The sequence below is a fragment of the Aminipila terrae genome (genome assembly GCF_010120715.1).
Classification (GTDB): domain Bacteria; phylum Bacillota; class Clostridia; order Peptostreptococcales; family Anaerovoracaceae; genus Aminipila; species Aminipila terrae.
Map to the genome: position 1 here is coordinate 1,625,679 of NZ_CP047591.1, position 21,224 is coordinate 1,646,902.

The 21,224-nt window shown below is 37.4% G+C and carries 30 protein-coding genes; 19 read left to right on the forward strand and 11 right to left on the reverse strand.

Annotated elements, in window-relative coordinates; all coding sequences use genetic code 11:
* Window positions 1-14: 14 nt before the first annotated feature.
* Complete coding sequence (gene moaC / locus Ami3637_RS07765; RefSeq protein WP_162362079.1) at window positions 15-506, forward strand: cyclic pyranopterin monophosphate synthase MoaC; 492 nt, start codon at window positions 15-17, stop codon at window positions 504-506.
* Here moaC and Ami3637_RS07770 read toward each other — a convergent pair.
* Window positions 487-1,317: a deoxyribonuclease IV gene (locus tag Ami3637_RS07770; RefSeq protein WP_162362080.1), complete on the reverse strand. Its 831-nt coding sequence runs from the start codon at window positions 1,315-1,317 to the stop codon at window positions 487-489. The two genes, moaC and Ami3637_RS07770, sit on opposite strands and share 20 nt — an antisense overlap.
* A gap of 156 nt (window positions 1,318-1,473) precedes the next feature.
* Here Ami3637_RS07770 and Ami3637_RS07775 point away from each other — a divergent pair, with 156 nt between their 5' ends.
* From Ami3637_RS07775 to Ami3637_RS07785, 3 genes are read left to right on the forward strand one after another with little or no spacing between them, the layout of a single operon-like run.
* A complete protein-coding gene (locus Ami3637_RS07775; RefSeq protein WP_162362081.1) occupies window positions 1,474-2,034 on the forward strand; it encodes a DUF2334 domain-containing protein in 561 nt (186 codons plus the stop codon).
* Window positions 2,016-2,543, forward strand: coding sequence for an FG-GAP repeat domain-containing protein (locus tag Ami3637_RS07780; RefSeq protein ID WP_162362082.1), 528 nt, complete (start codon window positions 2,016-2,018; stop codon window positions 2,541-2,543). Before Ami3637_RS07775 ends, Ami3637_RS07780 begins: the two co-directional genes overlap by 19 nt.
* Window positions 2,544-2,548: 5 nt before the next feature.
* Complete coding sequence (locus tag Ami3637_RS07785) at window positions 2,549-2,950, forward strand: VCBS repeat-containing protein (RefSeq protein WP_330586923.1); 402 nt, start codon at window positions 2,549-2,551, stop codon at window positions 2,948-2,950.
* Between the two features lie 70 nt (window positions 2,951-3,020).
* Here the strand turns inward: Ami3637_RS07785 and Ami3637_RS07790 are convergent, their stop codons facing one another.
* The 3 genes from Ami3637_RS07790 to Ami3637_RS07800 form a co-directional block, all read right to left on the reverse strand.
* Window positions 3,021-3,482: a hypothetical protein gene (locus Ami3637_RS07790; protein ID WP_162362084.1), complete on the reverse strand. Its 462-nt coding sequence runs from the start codon at window positions 3,480-3,482 to the stop codon at window positions 3,021-3,023.
* 4 nt (window positions 3,483-3,486) lie between these two features.
* The gene (locus Ami3637_RS07795) at window positions 3,487-4,089 is read right to left on the reverse strand and encodes a hypothetical protein (RefSeq protein WP_162362085.1); all 603 of its coding nucleotides are present in this window, start codon (window positions 4,087-4,089) and stop codon (window positions 3,487-3,489) included.
* A 228-nt stretch (window positions 4,090-4,317) separates the two neighbouring features.
* Complete coding sequence (locus Ami3637_RS07800; RefSeq protein ID WP_162362086.1) at window positions 4,318-5,013, reverse strand: class I SAM-dependent methyltransferase; 696 nt, start codon at window positions 5,011-5,013, stop codon at window positions 4,318-4,320.
* Between the two features lie 115 nt (window positions 5,014-5,128).
* On the opposite strand from Ami3637_RS07800, the gene Ami3637_RS07805 reads away from it, so the two are divergent.
* From Ami3637_RS07805 to Ami3637_RS07830, 8 genes are all read left to right on the forward strand, one after another.
* Window positions 5,129-6,100 carry a class I SAM-dependent methyltransferase gene (locus Ami3637_RS07805; RefSeq protein WP_162362087.1) on the forward strand — a complete coding sequence of 324 codons (972 nt, stop codon included), beginning with the start codon at window positions 5,129-5,131 and terminating at the stop codon, window positions 6,098-6,100.
* Window positions 6,101-6,181: 81 nt separating this feature from the next.
* Window positions 6,182-6,766, forward strand: coding sequence for a hypothetical protein (locus Ami3637_RS07810; RefSeq protein WP_162362088.1), 585 nt, complete (start codon window positions 6,182-6,184; stop codon window positions 6,764-6,766).
* A gap of 87 nt (window positions 6,767-6,853) precedes the next feature.
* On the forward strand, window positions 6,854-7,606 hold the full coding sequence (locus tag Ami3637_RS07815) for a glycosyltransferase family protein (RefSeq protein ID WP_162362089.1): 753 nt from the start codon (window positions 6,854-6,856) through the stop codon (window positions 7,604-7,606).
* Between the two features lie 143 nt (window positions 7,607-7,749).
* A complete protein-coding gene (locus Ami3637_RS17870) occupies window positions 7,750-7,875 on the forward strand; it encodes a hypothetical protein (RefSeq protein WP_279286696.1) in 126 nt (41 codons plus the stop codon).
* A gap of 23 nt (window positions 7,876-7,898) precedes the next feature.
* On the forward strand, window positions 7,899-8,930 hold the full coding sequence (locus Ami3637_RS07820; protein WP_162362090.1) for a glycosyltransferase: 1,032 nt from the start codon (window positions 7,899-7,901) through the stop codon (window positions 8,928-8,930).
* A gap of 43 nt (window positions 8,931-8,973) precedes the next feature.
* Window positions 8,974-9,426, forward strand: coding sequence for a hypothetical protein (locus Ami3637_RS17395; RefSeq protein WP_243158137.1), 453 nt, complete (start codon window positions 8,974-8,976; stop codon window positions 9,424-9,426).
* A gap of 11 nt (window positions 9,427-9,437) precedes the next feature.
* Window positions 9,438-9,926 (forward strand): glycosyltransferase, encoded by a 489-nt coding sequence (locus tag Ami3637_RS17400; protein ID WP_330586924.1) that lies wholly within the window; start codon window positions 9,438-9,440, stop codon window positions 9,924-9,926.
* Window positions 9,927-10,008: 82 nt separating this feature from the next.
* Complete coding sequence (locus tag Ami3637_RS07830; protein ID WP_162362091.1) at window positions 10,009-10,872, forward strand: DNRLRE domain-containing protein; 864 nt, start codon at window positions 10,009-10,011, stop codon at window positions 10,870-10,872.
* An 80-nt stretch (window positions 10,873-10,952) separates the two neighbouring features.
* On the opposite strand, the gene Ami3637_RS17405 is transcribed toward Ami3637_RS07830, so the two are convergent.
* The 4 genes from Ami3637_RS17405 to Ami3637_RS07845 form a co-directional block, all read right to left on the reverse strand.
* Window positions 10,953-11,297, reverse strand: coding sequence for a flavodoxin domain-containing protein (locus Ami3637_RS17405; protein ID WP_243158138.1), 345 nt, complete (start codon window positions 11,295-11,297; stop codon window positions 10,953-10,955).
* Window positions 11,222-12,064, reverse strand: a complete 843-nt coding sequence (locus Ami3637_RS07835) for an FprA family A-type flavoprotein (protein ID WP_243158139.1) — start codon at window positions 12,062-12,064, stop codon at window positions 11,222-11,224. Before Ami3637_RS07835 ends, Ami3637_RS17405 begins: the two co-directional genes overlap by 76 nt.
* Window positions 12,061-12,192, reverse strand: a complete 132-nt coding sequence (locus Ami3637_RS07840) for a rubredoxin (RefSeq protein ID WP_162362092.1) — start codon at window positions 12,190-12,192, stop codon at window positions 12,061-12,063. The genes Ami3637_RS07835 and Ami3637_RS07840 overlap by 4 nt, the downstream gene beginning before the upstream one ends.
* Window positions 12,193-12,307: 115 nt before the next feature.
* Window positions 12,308-13,480, reverse strand: coding sequence for a cation diffusion facilitator family transporter (locus Ami3637_RS07845; RefSeq protein ID WP_162362093.1), 1,173 nt, complete (start codon window positions 13,478-13,480; stop codon window positions 12,308-12,310).
* A 165-nt stretch (window positions 13,481-13,645) separates the two neighbouring features.
* Here Ami3637_RS07845 and Ami3637_RS18460 point away from each other — a divergent pair, with 165 nt between their 5' ends.
* The 3 genes from Ami3637_RS18460 (at window position 13,646) to Ami3637_RS18470 (ending at window position 14,963) form a co-directional block, all read left to right on the forward strand.
* The gene (locus Ami3637_RS18460; RefSeq protein WP_330586892.1) at window positions 13,646-14,014 is read left to right on the forward strand and encodes a hypothetical protein; all 369 of its coding nucleotides are present in this window, start codon (window positions 13,646-13,648) and stop codon (window positions 14,012-14,014) included.
* A gap of 32 nt (window positions 14,015-14,046) precedes the next feature.
* On the forward strand, window positions 14,047-14,505 hold the full coding sequence (locus tag Ami3637_RS18465; protein WP_330586893.1) for a D-serine ammonia-lyase: 459 nt from the start codon (window positions 14,047-14,049) through the stop codon (window positions 14,503-14,505).
* 71 nt (window positions 14,506-14,576) lie between these two features.
* Window positions 14,577-14,963 carry a hypothetical protein gene (locus Ami3637_RS18470; protein WP_334297045.1) on the forward strand — a complete coding sequence of 129 codons (387 nt, stop codon included), beginning with the start codon at window positions 14,577-14,579 and terminating at the stop codon, window positions 14,961-14,963.
* Here the strand turns inward: Ami3637_RS18470 and Ami3637_RS07855 are convergent.
* Window positions 14,939-15,193, reverse strand: a complete 255-nt coding sequence (locus Ami3637_RS07855) for a TIGR03905 family TSCPD domain-containing protein (protein ID WP_162362094.1) — start codon at window positions 15,191-15,193, stop codon at window positions 14,939-14,941. The genes Ami3637_RS18470 and Ami3637_RS07855 overlap by 25 nt on opposite strands.
* Before the next feature lie 161 nt (window positions 15,194-15,354).
* On the opposite strand from Ami3637_RS07855, the gene Ami3637_RS07860 reads away from it, so the two are divergent.
* The 4 genes from Ami3637_RS07860 to Ami3637_RS07875 all read left to right on the forward strand — a co-directional run bounded on the left by Ami3637_RS07860 (window position 15,355) and on the right by Ami3637_RS07875 (window position 19,945).
* Window positions 15,355-16,140 carry a YlmH family RNA-binding protein gene (locus tag Ami3637_RS07860; protein ID WP_162362095.1) on the forward strand — a complete coding sequence of 262 codons (786 nt, stop codon included), beginning with the start codon at window positions 15,355-15,357 and terminating at the stop codon, window positions 16,138-16,140.
* Window positions 16,141-16,337: 197 nt separating this feature from the next.
* Complete coding sequence (locus Ami3637_RS07865) at window positions 16,338-18,044, forward strand: C69 family dipeptidase (protein WP_162362096.1); 1,707 nt, start codon at window positions 16,338-16,340, stop codon at window positions 18,042-18,044.
* A 219-nt stretch (window positions 18,045-18,263) separates the two neighbouring features.
* Window positions 18,264-18,797, forward strand: a complete 534-nt coding sequence (locus tag Ami3637_RS07870; protein ID WP_162362097.1) for an ECF transporter S component — start codon at window positions 18,264-18,266, stop codon at window positions 18,795-18,797.
* A 14-nt stretch (window positions 18,798-18,811) separates the two neighbouring features.
* Complete coding sequence (locus tag Ami3637_RS07875; protein WP_162362098.1) at window positions 18,812-19,945, forward strand: pyridoxal-phosphate-dependent aminotransferase family protein; 1,134 nt, start codon at window positions 18,812-18,814, stop codon at window positions 19,943-19,945.
* A gap of 428 nt (window positions 19,946-20,373) precedes the next feature.
* On the opposite strand, the gene Ami3637_RS07880 is transcribed toward Ami3637_RS07875, so the two are convergent.
* Together Ami3637_RS07880 and Ami3637_RS07885 are read right to left on the reverse strand one after the other, a co-directional pair.
* On the reverse strand, window positions 20,374-21,009 hold the full coding sequence (locus Ami3637_RS07880) for a K(+)-transporting ATPase subunit C (protein WP_162362099.1): 636 nt from the start codon (window positions 21,007-21,009) through the stop codon (window positions 20,374-20,376).
* A 50-nt stretch (window positions 21,010-21,059) separates the two neighbouring features.
* A complete protein-coding gene (locus Ami3637_RS07885; RefSeq protein ID WP_162362100.1) occupies window positions 21,060-21,212 on the reverse strand; it encodes a hypothetical protein in 153 nt (50 codons plus the stop codon).
* Window positions 21,213-21,224: the final 12 nt, after the last annotated feature.

Sequence of the window (21,224 nt, forward strand, 5' to 3'; positions counted from 1 at the left end):
CAGGAGGAAAGGGTATGGAAAAACTAACACATATTGATAAGCAGGGCAATGCCAGAATGGTAAATGTAGGAGAAAAAATGCCCACAGAAAGAATTGCCGAAGCAGTTGGTTATGTCCTGATCAATAAGGAAACCCTTGAAATAATTATAAAGGGACAAAATAAAAAGGGTGAAGTACTGGGGACAGCCCGGATTGCTGGAATTATGGCAGCCAAAAGAACATCGGATATAATACCTATGTGCCATTCTTTACTGTTAACGGGTGTAGATATAGACTTTGAAATGTCAGAACTGGCAGACAATCAGGGGAAAATAAAAATCACAAGCAGAGTAACCTGCAGTGGAAAAACCGGAGTTGAAATGGAAGCACTCACTGCAGTCTCTGTGGCAGCACTGACTATATATGATATGTGCAAGGCAGTGCAACGGGATATTTGTATTGAAAATATTCATTTACTAAAAAAAAGCGGAGGCAAAAGCGGGGAATTTATTTATAGTGCTCTTTGAGTACAGCGATTTCTTTCTGGTATCCCTCAAGCTCATTTGGAGTTTCAAGAATAAAAGGCAGGTGGCACAGTTTTGGGTGATTTATAATATTGCAGATTGCTTCAAGTCCTATATGGCCGTCTCCTATTTTTGCGTGCCTGTCCTTGTGTGAGGCCAAGGGGTTTAAGCTGTCGTTTATGTGCATGGCATATAATTTGTCCAATCCAACAATCTCATCAAAATCAGATAAAACTTCATCCAGATTATTCACAAGATCATACCCTGCATCGTTAACATGACACGTATCCATACATACACCAATTTTATCTTTTAATTGTATCTTGTCAATAATGGCTTTTAATTCTTCAAAGCTGCTACCCACTTCGCTTCCTTTACCAGACATGGTTTCCAGTAAGACAATGGTAGACTGATCTTTTTTCATTAGATCATTCAGCAAGCTGGCGATTATTTCAATACCTGATTCTATACCCTGGCCCACATGACTGCCTGGGTGAAAATTATAGTAGTTTCCAGGGAGATATTCCATACGCCTTAAGTCATCTTCTATAATCATATGCGCAAACTCTCTGGTTTTCATATCTTTGGAACAGGGGTTAACTGTGTATGGGGCATGAGCAACCAGTTTAGCGAAATTGTTCTCTTCTGCAAGTTTAAGAAATGCCTGCACGTCCTTTTCATCTATTTCTTTGGCTTTTCCCCCTCTGGGATTTCTGGTAAAAAACTGGAAAGTATTTGCCCCAATTGAAAGGGCCACTTCTCCCATATTTTTAAATCCCTTTGATGCGGATAAATGGCAACCTATATTAAGCATAAAAAAGCCTCCTTTTAAACCAAATATTTTTAAATCTGATTCCCTCATAATAGCAGAGAACTGTAGCTAATTCAAGGGATATAAGAGAATAAGACAATAATTGATAAAACCAGCATATGATGTATTATTATAAAAATAATTCAGGAGGGGTGGTTTATGGCAGAAAAGTATAAAGCTATATGTTTCCGTGAGTTCACACCGGGAAATGAATATAGGGCTTTTGGTGCGTCCGATGAAGCAGAGCCGTTAAAAAAAGTAAAGGCAGTAGCTGATTATTTATTTTCCGAAAATATAAAATTTCGCATTCATGTAATCCCGGAATATATTAATCAAGAACATCCAGAGCAAAATATAAGTTTGTGGGATAATTCCTCTGTATATATACAGGAATTTATAAATACCTTAAATTATCTGAAAAGTAAAGGTGGAATGGAGTTAGACGAATCCATCATAAATATGACAGAATTTCAAAGGAACTACTGGTTAGAACCAGATATTGCAGTATTTAATTGTCATTTTTACCGGGAATTCGATTATATGATTTTAGATGATATGAATAGCTGGAAATATGATTCTGAAAAGATCTCACCCCTTCACCAGCTCATACAGGACGGAATGACGGACAATACGGAAGATTTCTTTTCAAGATTACTGGTACAGGGATATAAATCTAAACCAGTAAAAAAAATGGGGCATTTATGCCAGCAAAGAGTCTAAATACCAAATTGACAAGTGCACATAGAGTATTCAGGGGAGATTTTAACGGAGATGGAAAAGATGATGTTGTGGTTTGGAATATAGTGGATGGCAGCTGGACAGTATTTCTCAGCAATATAACTTACCCCTCACCTGAAACAAACACCTCAAATGAGTTTGTTTCGGCAGGAATATGGCTCACAAACTGGGGAGGGGGAGCAGCTACAGTGCCACTTATAGCTGATGTCAATGGAGATGGAAAAGATGATTTAATCCTATATAGTCCAGATAAAGGAAGTTGGAGAGTTGCTTTAAGTGACGGGAATCGATTTATTCCTCAGGGAATATGGTTAAATAACTGGGCTAAAAAAACACTAGAAAGCAACTGGACAGTAATGACAGGGGATTTTGACGGAGATGGTAAGGCGGATATACTGGCAGCAGACGCCATATCTGTTCAGGTGGCATTAAGTGGGGGGCTTCTTTTGCACCTCAACCTTCCTGGTTATCCTACCAGAAAAGCGGAATAATCCTTATAGGAGATTTTAATGGAGACGGAAAGGACGACATGGTAATCTGGGACTCTCTTATGGGTAACTGGTATGTGGCATTAAGCACAGGAAACAGCTTCCAACAACCGTCAGAACCCTGGTTAAGTAACTGGGCATTGTCCAGCAGTTTCTGGCAACCCCTAATAGGAGATGTCAATGGAGATGGAAAAGATGACTTAATCGTATATGCACCGTCAATTGGCAATTGGCAGTTTGCAATGTCCAAGGGGAATTGTTTTGTGGCCAGTGATACGGTTTTTGGGCCCTGGGGAGTAACCACTTCAGGTGATGCTGTGGCAGGAGATTTTAATGGAGACGGGAAAATGGATATTGGCCTGCAGGATAGGACTAAAGGCATATTTTGCGGTGCTATATCTTCCCTATAAAGTAAAAAATCTCCGTGCTAATAGGTAGTTACTTATTAACACGGAGATTACTTTATTCATAACAGACTGTTTAGTTAAAATGCAGTTGTACTAATGCTAGAAGGTCGGTAGAACCCGTTGAAATAGTCTGCAGGCTGTGACCAATTTCTGTATTGAATTGTGGAGTATTAGGAACATTGTTTAGCTGAATCATTCTGCCGGCTTGAGTAGTACTTACCCCACACCAGAAGCCACTAGTAGCAGTTGCATTATCTTCCAGAAGAACCTCTGCTTTTCCGTAAACCACGACTTTTACAGGAGAACCATCTGCAATTCCATTTTCATAAATAACCCCAATCGGCATTTGTGAATCGACAGGAGCAATACTTACACTGTTATCCACACTTGCACCTGCAATAACAATGGTACCTTTTATACTTAATGCTCCCGTTTTATTGACAAAGGTTTCATAGATTCCGCCCTCAGGGGTGAACCCACTGGTGCTGCTGCCAACCTTTGAAGCAAACAGATCGTAGCTTACAATTCCACTCATAGTCTTAAGCTATTACAATATAAGGAACAGCGCCTTTTTCTGCAGCTGTCAGTGCGATATAGTCTGCTTCAGGAATTTGCTGGTTAACCCATGCAGCTGTTGTCAACTTTGAATTCCAGTAATAATAAGCATTTGCAGCTGTTACATAAGCATAATCTGCTAAGCTTCCTGTTACATGGGCAGTTGTCAAAGCGGATAAATCTGCATATTCACCTTTATAATTGTTAACAACACCAGCTGGTAACTGACTTTCAGGAACAACACCGCTGCCGTTTAATGAGGCAACGCCATTGGCAGTACCAGCAGGAAGCTGGGCAATAGGAACTTTTGTGTTACTATCCAGAGAAGCAACACCACTTGCCACTCCAGCAGGAAGCTGAGCAACAGGGACTTTCGTGTTGCCATCCAGAGAGGCAACACCGTTGGCACTACCAGCAGGAAGCTGACCAACAGGAACTTTTGTGCTTCCATCCAGAGAAGCAACGCCGTTGGCACTACCAGCAGGAAGCTGGGCAACAGGGACCTGAGCGTTAGAATCAAGTGAAGCTATACCGTTTGCTGCACCTTTTTTCGCGTTAAATAATTCATAACTTATAGCACTAGCCATTATTAAAATCCTCCCTAAGGTATGATGATCCACAATATACAGGGATCCGTTTTATTACATTGACATAATCTCTCATAGTCATATTCGTTAATATACTTAATTCTCATAAAAATCAATCCTTAAAGGATAGCTGATTTATTTATGGAGATAAAGAACTCCATACTCTAATATAATATTCAAAGTTTGAAATTTGGTTCAAAAAGATTAAATTAAAAGGCAGTTTATAGATTATTTTGTTAAGGCCAGGTTATAATGATGTCTGCCCATAATTCCGGGGGCGCACTCCAACCGCTTGACTTTAAAACCAGATTTATCAATAATATCAAGCAACTCATCTTTGTTAAACAAATAAATATGATCATTAATGACCGGTACATTTTTGTTTGGATCAGGTATTTCTTTTACTTCAGAAAAATATTTAGTGACCTTTCCCCAGGAAGAGGCATCAGGCGTGCTTAAATATAAACAGCCTTTCTCAGTTAAAAGGTTATATATTTTTTGTAAAGTGGGAACAGGGTTAAAATTCAAGTGTTCCAGAACCTCAGTGAAAATTATCCTATCAAAAGGTTTTGCCCAGGGTACAGAATCTAATTCAATATTATTTACATGGAAGAAAAAATTATATTTATTAATCAGAGTTCTGCTTATACAACTGTCGATAAAATCAGTACAAAAAAGGTTACAGTGGAATAGTTTTTTACAATATAATGCTAAAGTTCCATATCCGCAGCCGATATCCAGACAATTTTCTATTTCATGATTGATAGAATCTTCATAGAGCCATTTTGCAATATAGGGCCAATAGCTTATCTCTGCATTTTTATATTCATAGACATAGTAAGAATGAGGGTCTAAAGTTGAAATTTCATTCTGACATTCAAATATTTTTTTCATCCAGACATCTTCCCAGCAAGAATCTTCCATAATGAAACTCCTTCCATTTATTTTATATAGTATATTAATAAGTGCTTCTACATGAACCATTTTTCCAGTTAATCATAAGTTATATAAAGTCTATAAAAAGAAGGTACCAGTGATTATGAGTTATGAAGGATTACCAGGATTTAAAAAGCTTCTCATGCAAAGATATGGAATAAACAGTATTGAAGAGGTTCAGGACCCTTTAGCAAAGATGTATCTGGATTTTGCATTAAGTACCGTTTATAGAGCAGAACTGGTTAAAAATATTATTTTAAAATATACAGATATAAAAGGAAAAAGATATTTAGATGTGGGATGTGCATATGGAGGATTTCTTGCATCATTTGAAAAAGCAGGAGCAGTAGACGTAACGGGAATCGATATTAACGAACAGCTTTTGGATTATAGCAGGGCAGTTATAGCGGACTGTAATAGTAAAGCAAGGGTTTACAATAAGAATATCGTAAATGGGGAAGAGGTTCAGCCTTTAGGTAAATTTGACTTAATTACCTGTAATGATGTAATTGAACATGTGGATAATCCCAAAGCAGCATTAAATAATATGATTTCTATGTTAAACGAAAAGGGCACACTTTTCATGCAGATTCCCAACAGAATGTCGGCATCTTTTATCCGGTCCGATGGACATTTTCAATTATTTGGCATCAGTATTCTCCCGAAACCATTGGCTGATAAATATTTTAATGCAGTTTACCCTGCCAGCAGACACGATGTGACTTATAAAAGCTTAAATTACTATTTGAATAATCTGAAAGAGCTTGGTATGGAATGTAATGTAATAAAACCTATGCAGGAAGATAAAGATAAAAGCCTAAAATCAATATTAAATACTTTTAACGAATGTGAAAAGCTTATAAATGAAGATCTTATTTCTATTCCACCGGAATTAAAGGATACGGTTAAAAAGCGGGTTTTGAAGATGTCTGCGTTATTTAAACGGCAATATAACAAATATTTAAACTTAAAAAATACAGGCAGTAATAGTTCAGAGGTCCTGGCAGGAAAGCTCATACAAAAATTCGGAGAAGATTTCTGGATTATCCTTGCTGGAAAGCCAGTATGCAAATAAGAGATAATAAGGGAACAATATCTTTACAGACCGCATAGTATATATATATATATTAACCTGAATAAAAGGAGTGATATTTTTATGGCATGCAATAATATACCAGAAGAATGCCAACTGGATTTGTGGGCAAAGGTTATTGTAGCAAAGAATATACAAAATGATGAGCCGATATTGGGATCTTTTGACCCATATGGCGAGCCAGTGGGAGAAAGTATAGTTGTTACTGTGGGATCTACGGAAAATATTATTTGTTTAGAAGATTTTAAGGTGACATTTGATCCGGATCAGGTAACAGAAGATTTTATCTGCACCAGTAAGGTTGTCCTTACTATTCCGTTTACTTTCTTCTTATTCTTAAAAACCAATCTTGGTTATGTAACTGCTGCAACTACAAAAACATTTACAAAAGAAATACCTGTCAGTGAATTCATTAAACTGGACGGGACACCATTAACACAGTCTGAATTTAAGACTCAGGTTGATCAGTCTAAAGTTGTTGTATGTAATTATGAATTAGTCGATATTGATATTGTAGCTAAAGATCCGGGTGATCCGACTCATCAGACAATAAAGCTTGTTATAACAGCAACAATTGTCGATAAGCTGGGTAAATATCGTGATGTTATTGTATATGGCTACTTAGAAGACTTGGGCTGCAGAGATTAGCAGAAAATGAGAATGCCTGATATTTCGGTCATTCTCATTTAAAATGACGGAGTTTATTTATTAAACTCATATGAAGGATGTGGTATTTTGAATGTACTTTTCCAAACTAGAAAGGACTATAAAGAAAATCTGGCGGGAGACAGCATTCAAATGCAAAAAACAAAGGAATATTTAGAAAAAATTGGAATAGATGTCGATATTTCAACGAAAGATTATATTAGCCTGGAAAAATATGATATTATTCATATTTTCAATCTTACCAGAATAAAAGAATCCTATGGCTTTACCCAAAATGCTTTGAAACAGGGTAAGCCTTATGCACTTTCAACAATCTACTGGGATATGTCCGATTATATTAAAAACGGGAAAAATACACCCACCAGGATTGAATGGTGGAAAAGAGATAACCATTTACGAGAGGAAATGCTGAATAATGCTGCTATTTTGCTACCAAACAGCGAAATCGAATGGGAAGTATTAAAAAGAAGTTTTAATGTAAAATGCCAATATTCCGTTATACCAAACTGTGCGGACCGATTCTTTTATGATGCGAAACCTGATAACTTTATTTCTGAATATGGGCTAACTGATTTTATTCTATGTGTAGGAAGAATAAGTTGTAGAAAAAATCAGTTAGCATTAATTAATGCTCTGAAAGGTACAGGATTAAACGTAGTATTAATAGGCCCTAATAACAATGAAGATTATTATAAACAATGTAAATTTGCTGCAGGCAGTAACGCTTTATTTATTGATCAGATGCCTTACTATAAACTGGCTTCAGCCTATGCCGCAGCAAAAGTACATGTCCTTCCCAGCTGGTTTGAAACTCCGGGCTAGCCAGTCTTGAGGCAGGCCTCGCAGGAAGTAATATAGTTTCCACCAATATAGGATCAACAGCGGAATACTTTCAGGATAAAGTACTGTACTGTAATCCTTCTTCAGAAGAAAGTATCAAAAAAGCAGTTTTAGCTGCATACACTATGCCTAAAGGAGTAATATTAAAGAACTTTATTTTCGATCAATATACATGGGAAGTGGCAGCAATGAAGACCTTAGCTGCATATAAGTCAGTTTTAAAAATCAGACCAACATATGTATCGCAATAAATTAAACTACAGGAGGGTAAAGAATGCTAACAATAGTTTATCCTGCAACTATAGATTATGAATGGATGTATCAAAGACCTCAGCAGTTGCTGAAAGCTTTTGCAGAACTAGGTAACCGGGTTGTTTTCTATAATTATGATTATTTTTATAAGCAGCAGGAACCTGTCATTGAATTGTATCCAAATTTCTTTGTATGCAGGGCAGAAGTACCATTAAAGGATATTGGCGTAGAGGGGCCTGTTGTTTTGTGGATTACTTATCCTATGCATGTACAGTATGTGGGTAAGTTCAACGAAGACCTAGTAGTATTTGATGCGCTTGATGAACCGGCAGGAGAATTCGAATACTGGGCAAAAGACGTAAATGAGTTATCCAGTAAATCAGATATTATATTTACAACTGCTAAAAAATTGTATGATTATCATACACAACGGCATGATAATGTTCATATGTGCCCAAATGCGGCGGATTATGACCATTTTAGCAAAGCACAAAAGGTATTTGCACAGAAGCCACTGGATTTTCCTAAAAATAACCGACCTACCATAGGATATTATGGGGCTCTTGCTACATGGGTTGACTGGGACCTAATCCGCTATATCAGTAATCAGAACAGACACTTTAATTTTGTAATGATAGGACCACTATATGATAAATTTAGAAATCCTGTTAAAGCAAATAATATCTACTACCTGGGTAGGAAGGATTACTGGCAGCTCCCGGAATACCTTCAATGGCTTGATGTCTGCATGATACCATTTAAAGTTACACCAATGATTGAAGGGTGTAATCCTATCAAAATGTATGAATATTTAAGTGCAGGCAAAGCGGTTATTACAACGGATATGCCTGAAACAAGCCAATATAGTCAAATCTATGTTGGAAGGACAAAAGAGGAATTTAACCAGAAAATGAGGATTGCTTTATTAGACAAAGAAAACGAAGAAAGAAAAAATGAGAGAATTTTACTGGCCAAAAATAATTCATGGCACCATAGAGCCGAAAAAGCGCTGGAAGAAATGGAGAAGGCACTGAAAAATAAGGAGGGGAAGTGATTAGCTGTTTGAGATTATTTATCCTAATACCTTTAGGAATTTAATGATTCAAAGACCACATCAAATATTAAGTGAGTTTGCTAATCAGGGATACAGGGCAACTCTATATAATCTTAATTCTCAGGTTCAGAAAGTTATTGAAATAAAGGAAAATTTCTACAGCTATAATAGAATTCCTCCCCCATTCATTAAAGAAAATAAAAGAGTACTCTGGATTTCGTACCCTCCATTATATAAACAGATGACTAAGTTCGAAAAAGATTTAATTATATTTGACTGCATTGATTATCCGGAAGAACAGTTTAAACACTGGAAAAGAGGAATCGACCAGCTCAGACAAGACGCAGACTTTATTTTGTTACTTCACAGAAGCTATATGAATTTAATCGGGGATATAAAGATAAAACCTATTTCTGCCAGAATGGAGCTGATTTTAATCATTTCGCACCCGCAACAAATATATTTTGTGATAAACCTGATGACATCAGAAACATAAAAGGTCCTGTCATAGGTTATTTTGGCGCAGTAGCAGACTGGATAGACTGGAAACTGATTAAATTTCTTGCGGAAAAAAATCAATTCTCTATAGTCATAATCGGGCCGCTTTTTAAATTACGGGAGTTTCCAGTAAAACGGGAGAATTTGTTTTATCTGGGAGAAAAAGACTATGGAGTTTTACCGGATTATTTGCAGTGTTTTGACGTGTGTATTATTCCATTTTTAAAAAATAAATTAACTTCAGCATGTAATCCCATCAAAATGTATGAATACTTAAGCGCAGGCAAACCTGTTATAACAACTGATCTGGAAGAATGCAGGATTGAAACGATTAAAACTTCGAAAACATATCAGGAATTTTATGATAATATTACTCTTTGCTTAAATAATGATGATGCCATACAAAGAGAAAAAAGAATCCATTTCGCCAGGCAGAATTCATGGATGCAAAGGGTGAGGTCTATCCGGTCAGTAATTGAACCCAGACTGGAGCAATAGGACTATTGTGGTGTAACATACATATGTTTTTCATATTATATATAAACTAAAAATCATATAAAATAAGAAAGAAGAGAATAGAATGTTAACATGTAGTATGATTCCATCACAGAATGTATACGTTTCACAATATTATCCGGATGATAACTTTTGCGATTCACCGTTTTTATATGCAGGAAGGTTCAATGGGCCAGGAGATATTTACAGGTCCCTGATACAATTTGAATTTGATTTGTGCTGTACAAATAATATAGTTCCTAAAGCCAGTACTATTAAATCAGCCAGTTTGCAACTTGACCTGTTTGACAATAAGATCCCAACGGGTAGCGTTGAATTGTCCATTCGCAGAGCCTTCACAGTCTTTAGCCAGTCCTTCGTCACATGGAATACCCAGCCTACTTTTCCTGATACGGCAGATGCTACTGCCAATATTGCTGCAGGATTTTATGGCATAATGAATGTAGATGTGACAAATCTGGTTAACGGATGGTATACTGACACGATTCCGAATAACGGTTTGGTTATCACAGGGGATGAAACAAAAGACGCTGTAGTTGGATTTAGAAATACCAGATATCCAAACAGTGGTTCCTGGCCTAAATTAGTTATTAATTATGTTAAGGGGATTCAGACTGTTTATGCTACAGAAACGATAAATCTACCAGTAAGCGGTCCAGCCTTCAGCACTCCTATTGACCTGTCAGGCACGAAAAAAGAAGTAACGTTTCTTATTAAGATTGTCACCTCAGGAGCTTCTGTGGACTCTTCTTTACAAATCAGTGTTAATGGAACTGATTATTTCCAAGCCAACGGATCCATTGATGACAGTATGAATTTTGCTTTATCAATAAACCAGACTGCAAACTGGGCTTTTGTCCTGCTTAAATCCCGAACGGGTGTGGCTACAGTACAAGTGACTCCTGTAACATGGGAGAGTCTGGAATAAGAATAAAAATTTTTATAATTTATGAAAATTAAAATGCCTCCATTGGTTAAAAAACCAGCAGGAGGCATTTTTATTTGTACCTATACATTCCAGACAACCTTTAAAGGTTCTTCTGTTTCAAATCCACAGGACAATAATAAATCATTAATCTGTGAAATAGATTCTCCGCTCCATCCGTAAGAACCAAAGGCTTTCCCAATTCTTCCTTTTGGCTTTAAACCTTTCATGTAAGTAAGAAAAGCCATTACGGAAGGCAACATGGTATTGTTTAATGTAGGTGATCCTACACATATATACTTGGCCTCCAGAGCTCTTGACATGGCATGGGAATAATGCTCTTCAGACAGGTTTACAACTTCAACAAGGAATCCCTTAGCCGCATATTCTGCTTCCAGTTGCAACGCCAGTTTTTTGTTGTTCCCCACATAGTATCATAAACAATTAAAACCCTTTGATCATCTGTTTCATTTTTACTCCAGGAAATGTATTTTTGAACTATTTCAGGAATATACTTTGTTACGATAACCCCATGGGATGGGCAGATTGTTTTGATTTCAAAGCCTGAAACAGCCTGAATTAATTTAGCCACCTGAATACCAAAAGGCAGAACAATGTTTGCGTAATAATCCGCCGCTCGGTCAATGAACTTGTCCAATCCTTTTTCAGTATCAAAAATTTCACCCGTACCAGTATGTTGCCCAAAGGCATCATTGGAAAATAATATTTTCTCTTCTTCCAGATAAGTAGACATACTATCTGGCCAGTGCACCATAGGCATAGGTATAAATTTAAAATTAAATTTACCAGTGTTCAAACTATCCCCAGACTTTACAACGGTAAAATCATATTTAGCATGGGGATAATAAGCTTTTAAACCTTTTTCGCAGTTGGCGGTCCCGTAAATCATGGCATGTGGGTATTTTTCCATAACTCCTGGCAGGGCACCACTATGATCAGGCTCAACGTGGTTACAGATGATATAATCGATAGTCTTTCCCTGAAGGATTTCTTCTATATTTTTTAAGAAATCATCTGTGAATTTTTCTTTTACAAAGTCAATAAGGGTAACCTTTTCATCAATTACCAGAAAAGAGTTATATGTGGTTCCAATAGGAGTAAAATATCCATGGAATATTCGTACATCCTTGTCCACAATCCCTACGCTATAGATGTTTTCAGCTATTGTTATCATGCATCCTGCTCCTCAAACTGGTCTTTTCCCACCCCGCAGACAGGACACTCGTAGTCATCTGGAAGTTCTTCAAAAGGAGTATCTCCATCATATTCATATCCGCATATCTGGCATACATATTTTTTCATATCATTTCATTTCCTTTCTTTTTTAATAAACTTCAATAATTTGCCTTGATTATACTTTACCTTATAGAAAATGTCTACTTTATTTGTAAAAATAATAAAGAAATAACTTATAAAATTAAGACGATATATAAGCTTTATCAAAGGTAATATGGACGTAATAGTTTTTGTTCATATCTTTAACCTGCTTATTTATTATGGACTGGATTTCTGATTGCTTTAATTTGCATTCTGAGGACAGGACCATATCAAAGATTATATTTGTATGAGTTGGTCCCGGAATTAATCTTAAATCGTGTATACCATAAACCCCTTCCAGAGGAGCGATGGTTTCTTCTAAAATGCTACGGAGCTGTTCGGTAAGAGGATCATTCAGTTTAACTGGGTCCATGTGGACTGTTAATTTAATATTAAGACTTTCGCTTAATGATTTTTCTATGTTATCCACCATATCATGACTTTCCATGATATCACGGTCTGCATCAACTTCTATGTGTATGGAAGCAAAAAATCTGCCGGGCCCATAGTTGTGTACCATTAAATCGTGGGTTCCTATGACACCGCTGTAGGATTCGGCGCCTTTTAAGATGGCTTGGACAAGTTCAGGATCAGGGGCTTCCCCAAGCAAGGGACTTGAAGTTTCGCGGATTAGCTGAATCCCAGACCACATAATAAATAATGCCACAAGGCAACCCATATAACCATCCAGCTGGAGTCCCGTAAGCTGACTGATAATGATGCTGATAAATACAGCACTAGTAGAAATAACGTCATTTCTGCTATCAGTGCCAGTGGCAGCCAAGGCTACGGAATTAATCTTTTTACCTGCAGAAATGTAAAATCTGGACTGCCAGACTTTAACGCCTATGGCTGCAGCCAGAATAATTAATGTTATATAACTAAACTGCATAGGTTCTGGGTGCAAAACCTTGCTAAAAGATGTTTTTAAAAGCTGAAGTCCCAGGACAATAATAATTACAGAAATTAAAAGTCCTGTAAGGTATTCGATTCGGGCATGTCCGTAAGGATGGCCTTCATCTTCTGGAAGTGCCGCCAATTTAAACCCGATTAGGGTGATAATAGACGAAGAGGCATCTGCCAGGTTATTTATTCCGTCAGCAATTATAGCAATACTGTTTGTAAAAATCCCTGCCAGAACCTTCATGATGCATAATGCTGCATTGGAAACAATACCCACAATTCCAGCCAGTAGGCCATATTTTTGCCGGACTTCAGGATCATTGGTGCAATCATAATTCTTTATAAATATTTTAAACAAAAATGTACCCATTTTATTCTCCTTACTATGATATAATGAACTCAATTAACTAAACCAGTGTGGCTACGGGCAGGAGTTCATTGAATCATACTGCGAAGCCGCTTGTATGATATTAATGTATGCACTACTAAAGATTAATACACTCTTTAATTGTATGCTAAATTTTGGGAGGTTTCAATGTTAAATAAGTTAAAGGAAACGGGGAAGTTTAATGAAACGGTACAGGCATTGATGGAAGCAAAAGAGATAATTTGGATTAACCCCAGAGGAATGGAAAATACTTTTGACGAAAACATCACTCAGAGAGATATTGACGAAGCAGAGGCACGACTACAGCGGTTCGCACCTTATATAAAAAAGGTATTTCCAGAAACTCAAAAAAGCAGCGGTATCATCGAATCACCACTTAAAGAAATTCCAAACATGCAGAAGGAATTATCAGAAATGCTTGGATATGAACATGGGGGAAAGCTGCTTTTAAAATGTGACAGCCATTTGCCTGTGTCAGGCTCCATTAAGGCCCGGGCGGTATTCATGAGGTACTAAAATTTGCAGAGGATGTAGCACTGGAAGCAGGAATGCTTCAGAAGGATGATAACTACGAAATTGTGGCAGAAGACAGGTTTAAAGAGTTATTTAGCAGATATAGCGTGGCTGTGGGTTCTACAGGAAACTTGGGATTGTCCATAGGAATAATGAGTGCAAAGCTTGGATTTGATGTGACTGTTCACATGTCTTCCGATGCAAGGCAATGGAAAAAGGATTTATTGCGTTCAAGGGGGGCAAAGGTTGTGGAATATCCCGACAGCTATCAAAAAGCTGTGGCAGAGGGGCGAAAAGAGGCAGCAGGCAATCCCCTGTGTCATTTTGTGGATGATGAAGGGTCTTTGGACCTGTTCCTTGGATATGCAACGGTAGGGAAAAGGCTTGAGAAACAGCTGACAGATTTAAATGTAGCTGTAGACTCCAATCATCCCTTGTTCGTGTATATACCTTGTGGCGTAGGGGGCGCTCCGGGAGGGTTACCTACGGGATAAAAAAAGTATTTGGCGACAATGCGCATTGTTTCTTTGCAGAACCAACCCATGCTCCCTGCATGGTATTAGGTATGTCCACTGGGTTACATGACGGAATTTCCGTTGAAGATATTGGACTGGATGGAAAAACAGCCGCTGATGGACTGGCTGTGGGAAGAGCATCCAGACTGGTGGGAAAGACACTGGAAACTTTGATAGATGGTATATCTACTATAGACGATTATAAGCTTTATGATTATTTAAGAGCCTTGGCAGATACAGAAGGAATTTACATCGAACCTTCCGCTTGTGCAACCTTTGATACCATTGCAAGAGTTATGCAAAATCAGGATTATTTAGAACAATACGGGTTAACAGATAAAATAAATACGGCCACTCACATTTTGTGGGCGACCGGTGGTAGTATGGTACCTGAAGAGGAAATGAAGCATTATTATTCTTTAGGGTCTAAAATCTGATTAAGAGCCTGTGCCAGCTGGTCAGGGCAGGATGTAGTTTTGTATCCACATTTTATACCGGACAGCTTATCCCTTACCTGATCAATAGGCATGCCTTCTACCAGGGTTGCTATACCTTTGAGGTTCCCATTGCAGCCCCCATAAAAGCTTACATTTTTGAGCTTATTATCTTCAATTTCAAAAGACAGGCTTTGAGAACAGACTCCCCGGGGTTTAAATTTATATTCCATAGTATTACTTCCTTTCATTCTATATTTTACTATATATGACTTGTCCAGATTCCTGAAATGAATTTGTCAGGAAGCAGGGTAATAATAGTCATCAGAAAATATTATACCACAAGAAAAATATTGTAAACAAGTTTAATGAGATAACCAGTATAGAGGAGCGTATGAACGAAGACAAACTGACAATTGCCATGGCTGAAGATAAGAGCAATCAGTGCCAGCACAATTACATGATAACAAATACGGGGTTTCTGGACATGAGACAGCAGACTCTTTGTAAAAGAATATTAAGAAATAATCCAGAGGTTAAAGGTTTTTTCTATGGAGGATATGCCGATGCAGAACGCAGAGTTACTGTTTTTACTCCGGATTATATTGGAGCAGAGACGGAAGATGACTTGCAGGAATACTTTTTAACCAATGGGCAGGATAACCCTTTAGTATTAATACGGGCTAAACATAACGGATACAAACAGCTGTCCCACAGGGATTACCTGGGGTCTCTGACCGGACTGGGGATAAAAAGAGAAGCAATTGGGGATATATTGGTAACAGATGGTGGAGCAGATATTATTATTCTCCGGGAGATGACAGACTTTCTGCTGACCAGTTACGGCAAAGCGGGCCGGACCTATTTAGAGCTTACGGTGGAAGATATAAACAACATTATTATTCCAGAAGGCCTTGTTCAGGAAAAAAGTGATACAGTAGCTTCCCTCAGGCTGGACAATGTAATTGCTGCAGCCTTTGGAATATCAAGGACTAATGCAGCAGAAGCAGTAAAAAAAGGTTTAGTCTTTGTAAATAATCTGCAGACAGAAAAGGTTGAAAAACTGGTTAATGAGGGAGATAAGCTGGTACTCAGAGGAAAGGGCAAAGTAGTGCTCAAAGAGATTGGAGGAAGCACCCGGAAAGACCGGACTTTTATAACACTTATGGTAATGAAGTAAAGTGATAATACAGACCACTGCTATTTAAGCAGTGGTTTTTATTTTTTTGGAGCAAGAAAATATACAGAATTGCTCTTTTTTTCATACAATTTAGTCTATTTTGATGGAATACTTTGACTCATTTTTACTTAAAATGTAAAATACAATATATCAAAGTTAATTTCTATTAGTGTATCAACTTGAAGAGGAGAGAAAAGATGAAAAAGTTTAGAGTTTTAGCTTTAGCTATGGTAGTAGCTCTACTACTTGGCACAACAAGTGCATTTGCATGCACAGCGGTATACGTTGGTAAGAATGTAAGTGATGATGGAAGTACAATTCTTGCAAGAAGTGAAGATCAGGGTACAGGAGCCTATAACAAAATGTTTCTTGTTACAGACAGAGTTGAAAATGTACCTGGACGTACAATAAATGATGTACAGGGATTTTCATATCCATTACCAGCAACTACGTATAAGTACACAATGATTCCTGATAACTCAGACGCCGGAGACGGTCCTTATATGGGAGCTTGTACGAATGAATACGGCTTAAGTATAACAGGAACAGTTTCTGCTTCTCCTAAACCTGAAGTTGAAAAGGTGGATCCTTTCGTTGAAGGAGGTCTGAGAGAAGCTGTTCTTACAGGGATTGTTGCATCTACTTGTAAAACTGCAAAAGAAGGCGTAGAAAGACTCGCAAGTATCATCGAGAAATATGGCTCCGAGGAAGGCAATGTTATTATGATTGCTGACCAGAAAGAAGCCTGGATTTTTGAAGTTTACAGTGGACATTTATGGGCTGCCCAGAAAATGCCTGCAGATAAGGTGGCTGTATTTGGTAACCAGTTTATGATTGGTCCTGTAGATCCTGCAGACAAAGACAACCTAATGTATCAGAAAGATTTATTTAAAACTGCAGATGCAAACAAGTGGACCAAACTTGTAGATGGAAAGGTACATCTTGCTGCTACTTTCGGAGAACCAAGAGAAGACTATTCCAATATGCGTACATGGATGGGACATAAGTTACTGGCCCCTGCAACAGTCAGTGATTACAACACCGACACTTTATATCCTTTATTCTACGACCCAGCTAAGAAAGTTTCTGCCCTGGACGTTATGAACGTACTTCGTAACAGATATGAAGGAACAAAATACGATGCATCTCTTCCAGGAAATGAAGGTTTAAGAGTAATTGGAGTGGAACGACAGTCACAGATACACGTGATTCAGATTAAGGATAATTATCCTAGAGAAATTTCAGCATTACAGTGGCTTGCTTTCGGTAATGCAGAGCATTCTGTATTCCTGCCAAGCTTCAGTGGTATCACAGATACTTATAAAGCATATAAAGTAGATGGGGCAAACTACAATCCGGATGGGGCTTACTGGAAGTTTAAGAGAATCTGTACTTTAGCAGAACAGAACAGGAGCTTTTATGGTCAGGGAGTAAGAGATTACTGGAGATACTATGAACAGAATCAATATAATGACATGAAGGCAGCAGAACAGAAAATGATTAAACTGTATGCAGAAAATCCAGCTAAAGCAAAAAAATATGTAACCGATTTACATATGCAGATTTCTGAAAAGGCATGTAAAGATGCAGATCATTTATATGATAACTTATTATTCTTCATGATGGACAGATTCGGTCGAAAGGCTGAAAAGCTTGGAGGGCCTTTTGTTCCTGAGATTTCCCTTCGTGATGCAGCAAATGCCAAGGGATATACCATTAAATGGACTGGAACGAAAAACCCTATCGTATTGACCAACGGGACTTCATCCTATAGCTTTACAATGGGTAAGGACAGCTGTATAGTAACAAAAGGTGGTAAGGCAACAGAAGTGAAAATGAATTTTGCGCCAGTAGAGGAAAACGGTACCACCTATATTCCGCTGGATCTGGCTATGACTCTTTAAACTTAACAAAAATTTGTAATATGAAAAAAATAACCTTTTCGGTATTAACTGAAAAGGTTATTTTTTATTGATTTACAGGTATACAGTTTTATAATAACAGAGTAAATTAACAAACTGTATATATTAAAATAATTGAAATTGCATATTCCAACATTATCACTTATAGAGTAATATATAGAGAGAAATAGTTTTACTTTATATATGAAAGAGGGAAATGCAATGAGTACAAATACACAGTCAGTTTCAGCTACGAGAAATACAACCAAAACATTAGTAATAAATGCGTTATTTATTGCACTAACGCTGGCGGCAACAATGTTTATTAATATCAGACTGCCATTTATGATGGGCAATGGAGGACTGATCCACCTGGGCAATGTTCCACTATTTATTGCAGCTATGGTTTATGGCAAAAAAACAGGAGCTTTAGCTGGGGCCTTTGGAATGGGTATGTTTGACCTTATCTCTGGGTGGACTGCGTGGGCACCTTTTACTTTTGTTATTGTTGGATTTATAGGATTTACTGTAGGGATCATTACTGAAAAATTAAACTTCAAACCAGTTGTGGTCAATACTATTGCAATAATTGCCGCACTTATCATAAAGGTTGTGGGGTATTATTTTGCAGAAGTAATTTTATACGGAAACTGGATTCAGCCTTTTGGATCCGTTCCAGGGAACGTTATGCAGATTGTAGTAGCAGGAATTATCGTTCTTCCAATTGTAGATCGTATAAAGAAATTTGCCAGATAGCAGGGAGGTAATATATGTACAAAACAATGACACCAGGGCCTACTAACGTGAGGGAAAACGTACGTATGGCAAGAAGCCTGGAAACCACCAATCCCGATATAGACCCAGCATTTTGTGAATTTTATAAAGAAACCTGTGATCGTTTAGCTCAGCTTATGTATACAAAAAATAATGTATACATTCTAGGTGGGGAAGGGATTTTAGGCCTTGAAGCAGCATGTGCTTCTTTAACAGAGAAGGGCGACAGGGTTTTAGTTATAGATAATGGTATCTTTGGAAAAGGTTTTGCAGACTTTGTAACAATGTATGGCGGTGAAGCAGTATCTTTTGTTTCTGATTATCACAGGCCTGTTGAAGTATCCAAGTTGGAAGAATTTCTGAAAAAGGATTCTGATTTTAAATATGCCACAGTTGTACACTGCGATACTCCAAGTGGCGTGCTGAACCCCATAAAAGGTATCTGCAACTTGCTTGCATCTTATGGAATATTAACGGTAGTAGATTCTGTTGCAGGTATGTTTGGTGAATACGTAAATATTGATGAAAGCAAAATTGATATTTTGTGTGGGGGTTCCCAGAAGGCATTGTCAGCTCCTCCGGGATTAACAATGTTGTGGGTAAGTGATAAAGCCATAGAAACTATGGAAAATCGAAAGACTCCAATAGCATCATTTTATGCAAATATTTTAACTTTTAAAAATTATTATAAAGAAAAATGGTTTCCATATACCATGCCAATCAGCGATATATATGGATTGCGTGCAGCAGTGGACAATGTTATGGCTGACAAAGGCATTTTGGAAAGGCATGAAAAGATTGCAGCAGCTACCAGAAAGGCCGTTCTGGCAGGGGGGATGGAACTCTATCTTGAAGAGGGATATTCCAATACAGTAACGGTTATCAAGGTTCCAGCAGGTTTTACAGATAAACAGATTCTGGAAACTATGAAAGAAAAATATAATGTTATGATTTCAGGTTGCTTTGACATTTTAGCGGGTAAAGTTATCCGAATTGGGCATATGGGAGAAAATGCAAATAAAGAAGATATGAAGAATGTTCTGGATGCGCTCACCAAAACCTTAAAGGATATAGGATTCCCTGTTAAATGCAATATGGCAGAGATTTTTCTGGAAGAATTAAATAAATAAATTTAACTATATGGAGCTGTTGCAAATGACTGATATTTTGCGACAGCCCCTTTTTTATGCTGATTACGATATTAAACAGCCAAACTCAGGCCACCAAATTTTGAATAGGAGAGTAAAAAACAGGAATAAGTTTTTTGCTCTTATAATTATAAAAAAACAAAAAACACGGTAGCATTTTCCGCAAAAACTACCGTGTTTTATGAAAGTTGAAACTTTATGGTAGCCATTTCAATAAAAAAGCTAACAATGTGTCAAAACTAACGGGTAAAGATGCAAAAAGCTACCGGGATTTAAGTAAAAATGATAATCACGGTAGCACCAACAGTATAAAAGATTTCATGTACTCCCTCCTAAGCAACAAGTCATCTTATTATTTCACTTGTCTACCTAGAAGAGGAGGGCATATCATTTTTAAACTGACCTTTGTTTTATTTTATAGTCTTTATGAGGTTTAAGTCTTTAGAAATTTGCAGGTTCACCTTTAGTACGTTTACAGTATCTTCACCAAATACTCCAAGAAACTTGCTTTGAGAACTATTCCTTACAATTTCTTTCAGGCGGCTCTCCGATAAGCCCGTTGACTGGGCCAGTGCTGGTATTTGTACATCGGCGGATTCCGGACTTATATGCGGGTCGAGACCAGAACCAGACGCTGTTAATAAATCAGTAGGGATATCTTCTTTCTTAACAGATGGATTTGCTGCTAAAAACTCAGAGATGTCCTGCTTTACACGCTTAGAAAGTTCTGGATTGGTAGGTCCGTAATTTTTTGACCCTGAACTAATACCAGTATACTTTCCATCTTTTTTGTCTTCCACGGTATAAGTATTATAATTTACTGCAGATGGCCGACATTTCATGAAACGTTCATCTGTAAAATCCTGCCCTATAAGCACAGAGCCTACAGTCTTGTTATCTGCAGTTATCAAACTGCCATTGGCCTGTTTTGGGAAAATTACCTGACTGATACCAGTAAGAAACAAAGGGTAGGCCAGACCACAAATTAAAAGTAAAGCCAATGTCACTAAAAAGGGCTTTTTTATTCCTTTCAATAAATTACTCATTATGAGACCTCCTAGTCTGATTATAGTGTGAAATATTTAGCAGTAATTAATTAGTCAGAAGTATCATCGTTTATTGCTTCATGGATATAATCATCTACAGATTTATAATGCTTTATATTTTTAGCGGAGGCGGAATACTTAAGTTCATAGTATTCCAGTATTCTCTTGTATCCGTAGAGTATTATAAAGGCTATTGCCAACATACCAATTTGTTC